The organism is Segatella copri, from assembly GCF_009494835.1.
In the GTDB taxonomy this organism is placed as follows: domain Bacteria; phylum Bacteroidota; class Bacteroidia; order Bacteroidales; family Bacteroidaceae; genus Prevotella; species Prevotella copri_F.
The window spans coordinates 1-4,096 of record NZ_VZBE01000031.1 but is presented as its reverse complement, the minus strand read 5'-3'; the positions used below and the strand labels follow the sequence as shown (position 1 = coordinate 4,096).

General features: G+C 36.7%; 5 protein-coding genes. 4 read left to right on the top strand and 1 reads right to left on the bottom strand.

Annotation, left to right across the window (positions count from 1 at the left end; translation table 11 throughout):
- The first annotated feature begins 526 nt into the window (after window positions 1-526).
- Genes F7D47_RS05235 through F7D47_RS05220 form a run of 4 tightly spaced genes read left to right on the top strand, consistent with a single transcriptional unit; the run spans window position 527 to window position 3,394 of the window.
- Window positions 527-1,672 (top strand): PDDEXK nuclease domain-containing protein, encoded by a 1,146-nt coding sequence (locus F7D47_RS05235; RefSeq protein WP_153086764.1) that lies wholly within the window; start codon window positions 527-529, stop codon window positions 1,670-1,672.
- A gap of 21 nt (window positions 1,673-1,693) precedes the next feature.
- Window positions 1,694-2,356 carry a hypothetical protein gene (locus tag F7D47_RS05230; protein ID WP_153086765.1) on the top strand — a complete coding sequence of 221 codons (663 nt, stop codon included), beginning with the start codon at window positions 1,694-1,696 and terminating at the stop codon, window positions 2,354-2,356.
- A gap of 12 nt (window positions 2,357-2,368) precedes the next feature.
- The gene (locus F7D47_RS05225) at window positions 2,369-2,611 is read left to right on the top strand and encodes a hypothetical protein (RefSeq protein WP_153086766.1); all 243 of its coding nucleotides are present in this window, start codon (window positions 2,369-2,371) and stop codon (window positions 2,609-2,611) included.
- Window positions 2,612-2,644: 33 nt separating this feature from the next.
- Complete coding sequence (locus F7D47_RS05220) at window positions 2,645-3,394, top strand: hypothetical protein (protein ID WP_153086767.1); 750 nt, start codon at window positions 2,645-2,647, stop codon at window positions 3,392-3,394.
- Window positions 3,395-3,909: 515 nt separating this feature from the next.
- Here the strand turns inward: F7D47_RS05220 and F7D47_RS14880 are convergent.
- A partial coding sequence (locus tag F7D47_RS14880) for a hypothetical protein (RefSeq protein ID WP_228113610.1) occupies window positions 3,910-4,096 on the bottom strand: 187 nt, incomplete at its 5' end.

Below are 4,096 nucleotides of genomic sequence, written 5' to 3'. Positions count from 1 at the left end.
CGCAGAATGGAGAAATTGAACCGCCACCGTTAAAAATGCTTATTAGGGCGTTTCTGCGAGGTAATGATTTGAAAGCGTTTCTATTTCTCCAATCTGCGTTTTTCGCTTTTCCTCGTCTATGCCACTTAAAGCCAACGACTGCCACAACCACTTGAAACTCAAAATAAAAGCATCATTCTGCTATATTTTGCTTTTTTAGGCGTTATTTTTTCAAAAAAAAGCCAAGCTTCTAAAAAAACTGTAAAGTTAACCCAAGTTTAACATAGCCAAACCGTTTCTCTTGCAGTATCAGCCATACTCTTCTCCTTTTTTTAAAAAACTACCCATGCACCCTAAAACAGGGGGGATGGGTAGGATTAACGACATAGCCATTAGGTATGTGGCGAAGTTGAGTGGTAAAGGAGTAAGATCTTCAAACAAATTTTAATTTGTCTAAATAGATGCCACTAATCTCAAAAAATCATTTATTTTTAACCGATTATCACGATAAAACATTATATTTGTAGCGTTAAATGGTTTTAGAATTATGGCAAAGAAAAATATAGACTTAGCAGTAGTCCTTCATGATGATTGCGACTACAAGGACTGGCTTGTGGAACTCAAGGAACGATTCTACAGCCATCGCCTTAAAGCATCGTGTGCCACCAACGGTTATTTGTTGGATTTCTATTGGAAGTTGGGACGAGACATTGAAGCCAAGCAATATACCAACACTTACGGCTCTGGTTTTTATAAGAATCTCAGTCAAGACTTGAAGAACGAGATGCCTGGCGTAAAAGGGTTCTCGCCTATAAACTTGCGCTATATGAGTAAGTTTTTCAAACTCTATGCTCCTCTATATAGAAATATTCCGCAGACTGCGGAACTTTTCTCTGATTCGTTGTCTGACTCAAATGTTCCGCAAGTTGCGGAACAATTTGAAAAACGTCAACAGCCTGTTGATGATTTCAATTTGTTGTTCTCTATTCCTTGGGACCATCATCGCCGTATCATCGACAAATGCAAGGATGATATGGACAAAGCCCTGTTCTTTGTAAGAAAAACATGGGAAAATAATTGGGGACGTGATGCGTTGCTTAATTGGCTTGACACAGACCTTTATGAGCGTGACGGCAAGGCTATCACCAACTTCCAGGCTACGCTTCCTGCTGTACAAAGCGACTTGGCGCAACAGATAACCAAAGACCCTTATCAGTTGGACTTCCTTAACTTAAGGGAGAAATATGACGAGCGTGATATCGAAGATGAATTGGTGAACAATGTAACACGTTTCCTCTTGGAACTCGGAAAAGGCTTTTCGTATATGGGCAGACAATTCCGCTTGGAGGTAGGTCAGCAGGAGTTCTTCCCAGACTTGCTGTTTTACAATGCCCACCTCCATGCCTATGTAGTCATAGAGCTAAAAGCCCAGTCATTCCATCCATCATTCTTGGGACAACTAAGTTTCTATGTGTCGGCCATCAACCATCAGTTCAAGACCGACATAGACAATCCTACCATTGGCTTGCTTATCTGTAAGGATAAGGACAACGTAGTGGCTAAATATGCCTTGGAGTCATACAAGGAACCAATGGGTATATCGGAATATCAGCTCTCCAAACTCTTCCCGAAAGACTTCAAATCATCTATGCCGACTATTGAGGAATTGGAAAAGGGGTTGAAAGATAACTAAAAGTAACGGAACTGTTTTTGCATGAACAAAGAAGAAATAAAACAAGAACCTAATGATGGGCTGATAGCTCGCATATTAGGAGGAACACCCACTATTTTACAGAAGGTGTTCTTTATACTTATGGCATTTTCGCTGATATTATGGCCCTGGGGATGCTATGTTTCTATATTCTTCTTTGATGCCCCTGTTCGCTCTGATGTAGACAAAATATGTCGTTATGGTATGCTTATAACCATCTGCTTGTATCCTATCTACTTGTTCCCTTTGTTGAGATTTATGTTTCAACTTTCAAAGAACTTAAGAGCAACTTGGCTTTATTATCTATGTCCGATAGTACCAATATTAATTCTTAGGTTGTTATTTTCAATTAGTACAATCAGTGCTCCGAAAATAGACAATACCGAATTTTGCACTAATGAGGATTTGGTTGGTCATTGGACTTTGAATGGTGGAGAAAGACAGATCAATTATCCTGAGATTGAATTTTTCAATGATAGTACGATGGAATTATACTCACAAGCTGATACCCTATACAGATATACCTATTGTTTGCAAAATGATTCCTTATATCTCAAGGACATAAATGGAAAACAATACGTAAATAAAATCAATAAAGTCGATGACGAAACCATTATGTTTGAGGGTATCGCAGATGTTAAAGGCATTCAGATTTATCATAAATAAAATGTTCTTGAAATGAGAATCTATAAACAAAAAAATATACTTGAAAGAAATATAAATTATAGCAATGCATATGGCAGAAATCTTCAACAAGAATCTATTGTATCTTGTGAAAATACAATTGCTGTTGATTTAGTGAAATTGCTTATAAGATGCGGAGCGGATGCACTAAGTAAAAATAATGCTATACGCTCTCCTTTAGATTTTGCAAAGCAAATTAAAGATATGGAAATGATTAATATTCTTACAGATAAATAATCTAAGTTCTAAATATCAAAGTAAAAAGTTATTATGAGACATTCCTTATTGAATATCGTTATAGTCTTGGTCATAACAATGGGGCTATCCTCTTGTCTGTGTCAACCAAGGTATGTAAGTTTTTCGAATCTTGTAGAAAAAATATATAGCATAAATTCTTATTCCTACACTTTACAACAAGCTTCGCCAGACAGTGGTGTCCTACTAAAAGACACTCTAGCAAAAGAACTTCTCGGAGACATTTTCTATCATCATAAGGAAGCACAAAATCGAGAGGTTAGGCTCGTAGGTGTTAGTCAACCATACGCCCAAGTTCTTGTCTGTGCCTTTAACATAAAGAGCATTGGTTTTGAATGGAAAACAAATGAAACATTTCTTGTTACTTATGGACATGAAGGAAAAATTGCAGATGTGTTGTATTTAGGTATGAACGAAATTAAACCTACATTTGTAAAGTTCAGTTTCAACAGCAAACGGCATATTCCTATGGAGGATATTCAAAGAAGCAAATGGGTATATTACGAGCAAAGTAAACTTCTAAAATTAGAGGTTTTTGAAGAAAATTCATGGCTTGACAAAGACCAAAATCCATGTTTGGACAACTACTATCATACTTTCTTCTATCGAATAGACGAACAAGGGCGTATTGTCCGCTTAAGAAAAGGGAAAATTGCACCTTATAAATATAACCATTCTGACCATGCCTACGACTCATATCTTAATGCAGCACATAAAAGCTTTGCATTACAATTCACTCCCTATTCAGAAAGGCACATGAAATAGATAGAAGAAACTGAAAAAGAGCCCCAAAAAATCGATATATTTAGGGGATAGCAAAAAAAACAAAAATTATAATGGATTTATAGAATAATCCAAATTTTATTAGTAGTTTTGCAAACGATAAGAGTTGTTTGACAAGCAATCCTATGCACATTGATTTTATCAAAAAACTACCCATGCACCCTAAAACAGGGGGTATGGGTAGGATTAACGACATAGCCATTAGGTATGTGGCGAAGTTGAGTGGTAAAGGAGTAAGTACGGTACAACGAGTGAAGTGATTACTAAAAATGCAATCATAGCAATAAAACTATTAATTTTACGTTCTTTTCAAAAAAGGGTTTGTGCAATAGTGGCTTAAAGGCTAAAAGCACTACCTTTGAATGCTGTTAAATATGGTAATGTTCAAAGTTACAATTTGTGATTTTGGAAAAATGAATATAAATATGACAGATAAAATAGAAAAAAAAAGGAGAGCAGCGAACTGTGTATATCACGTAGGTGCATCCATTAAGGACTTAGGCAAAAAGTGTTTTGATTTCTCCAAGATGGCAACAAAATAGTTCAAAGAGCGAATCGCCCCACTTTGGGGCTATATTTAGGCTACAGGAGGCATTTTCACTTTGCATAAACAACTCGTTCGCCAACTGGTTGTCAGAGTTAGTTAACGCCGAGGATTGCATAAAGGCTTTCCAAGGCATATGT